The organism is Prevotella sp. P4-67, from assembly GCF_002251325.1.
Taxonomy (GTDB): domain Bacteria; phylum Bacteroidota; class Bacteroidia; order Bacteroidales; family Bacteroidaceae; genus Prevotella.
In genome coordinates this window covers 1-2077 of sequence record NZ_NPJL01000008.1, presented here as the reverse complement: position 1 = coordinate 2077, position 2077 = coordinate 1, and the positions used below count along the sequence as shown (strand labels likewise).

At 52.1% G+C, this 2077-nt stretch carries 1 tRNA gene and 1 rRNA gene; both read right to left on the bottom strand.

From position 1 onward, the window contains the following. Position 1: 1 nt before the first annotated feature. A tRNA-Ile gene (locus CIK92_RS00520) sits at positions 2-75 on the bottom strand. Positions 76-240: 165 nt separating this feature from the next. Further along, positions 241-1771 (bottom strand): 16S ribosomal RNA (locus tag CIK92_RS00515). Between the last annotated feature and the right edge of the window lie 306 nt (positions 1772-2077).

The window sequence follows — 2077 nt, the reverse complement described above, 5'->3', positions numbered from 1 at the left end:
GTAGTCCCAGGCAGACTTGAACTGCCGACCTCCACATTATCAGTGTGGCGCTCTAACCAACTGAGCTATAGGACTGTCTGACTCGGCGTTCAATTAACCTGTGGGCTTAACTGCGCCCAGTTTCTTTCTATTCTCTTTTTCAGATTCGCGGTAGTACAAGAAAGCCTGGGAGTAACACTCCACTACCTATATATAATATATAAGACTTTCCTTCATCATTCTGATATTGCGTCTCTCCAGAAAGGAGGTGTTCCAGCCGCACCTTCCGGTACGGCTACCTTGTTACGACTTAGCCCCAATTACCAGTTTTGCCCTAGGCCGATCCTTGCGGTCACGGACTTCAGGCACCCCCGGCTTTCATGGCTTGACGGGCGGTGTGTACAAGGCCCGGGAACGTATTCACCGCGCCATGGCTGATGCGCGATTACTAGCGAATCCAGCTTCGTGGGGTCGGGTTGCAGACCCCAGTCCGAACTGAGGGACACTTTGATGATTAGACGGACGTTGCCGGCCGCCTGCTTTCTGTATGCCCCATTGTAACACGTGTGTAGCCCCGGACGTAAGGGCCGTGCTGATTTGACGTCATCCCCACCTTCCTCACACCTTACGGTGGCAGTATCCGCAGAGTGCCCGGCTTCAACCGATGGCAACTACGGAGAGGGGTTGCGCTCGTTATGGCACTTAAGCCGACACCTCACGGCACGAGCTGACGACAACCATGCAGCACCTTCACAGGAGCCCCGAAGGGCCTCACCATCTCTGGATCGTTCTCCTGCAATTCAAGCCCGGGTAAGGTTCCTCGCGTATCATCGAATTAAACCACATGTTCCTCCGCTTGTGCGGGCCCCCGTCAATTCCTTTGAGTTTCACCGTTGCCGGCGTACTCCCCAGGTGGGATGCTTAACGCTTTCGCTTGGCCGCTTACCAAAGTGGCAAACAGCGGGCATCCATCGTTTACCGCGCGGACTACCAGGGTATCTAATCCTGTTCGATACCCGCGCTTTCGAGCTTCAGCGTCAGTTACACTCCAGTAAGCTGCCTTCGCAATCGGGGTTCTTCATGATATCTAAGCATTTCACCGCTACACCATGAATTCCGCCTACTTTGTGTGTACTCAAGCCCTCCAGTTCGCGCTGCAGTGCAGGGGTTGAGCCCCTACATTTCACAACACGCTTAAAAGGCGGCCTACGCTCCCTTTAAACCCAATGAATCCGGATAACGCCTGGACCTTCCGTATTACCGCGGCTGCTGGCACGGAATTAGCCGGTCCTTATTCATGCGGTACCTGCAAAACGCCACACGTGGCGAACTTTATCCCCGCATAAAAGAAGTTTACAACCCATAGGGCAGTCGTCCTTCACGCTACTTGGCTGGTTCAGGCTTCCGCCCATTGACCAATATTCCTCACTGCTGCCTCCCGTAGGAGTTTGGACCGTGTCTCAGTTCCAATGTGGGGGACCTTCCTCTCAGAACCCCTACCGATCGATGCCACGGTGGGCCGTTACCCCGCCGTCAAGCTAATCGGACGCATCCCCATCCGCAACCGGCCGAAACCTTTACTCCATTTCAGATGCCATCCGTGGAGACCATGGGGTATTAGTCTTACTTTCGCAAGGTTATTCCCCAGTTGCGGGAAGGTTGGATACGCGTTACTCACCCGTGCGCCGGTCGCCATCCGCAATAGCAAGCTATCGCGATGCTGCCCCTCGACTTGCATGTGTTAAGCCTGTAGCTAGCGTTCATCCTGAGCCAGGATCAAACTCTCCATTGTAAAAATATTGTCCAACTCCACCATAAGTGGATGATTGTTTGCTCTGTTCAGGACGCTAATATCCTTAGTTCAAGTCTAAAGTACCTGTCTCTATATTTATTGACGGTAGCTTCATTTTACCCAAGTGGCTTCCCGATCGCTCCGGAAGCCGCTCGCTTCTTGTACTACTACTCTTCTGTTTATCTTAAATCTTTCAAAGAACTCTTTCTTCAGCGCTCAGGAGAAGTGTTTCATTCTCGAAAGCGGATGCAAAGGTATAGCTTTTTTCAACACAAACCAAACATTTCAACAAAAAAGTTGAAAATA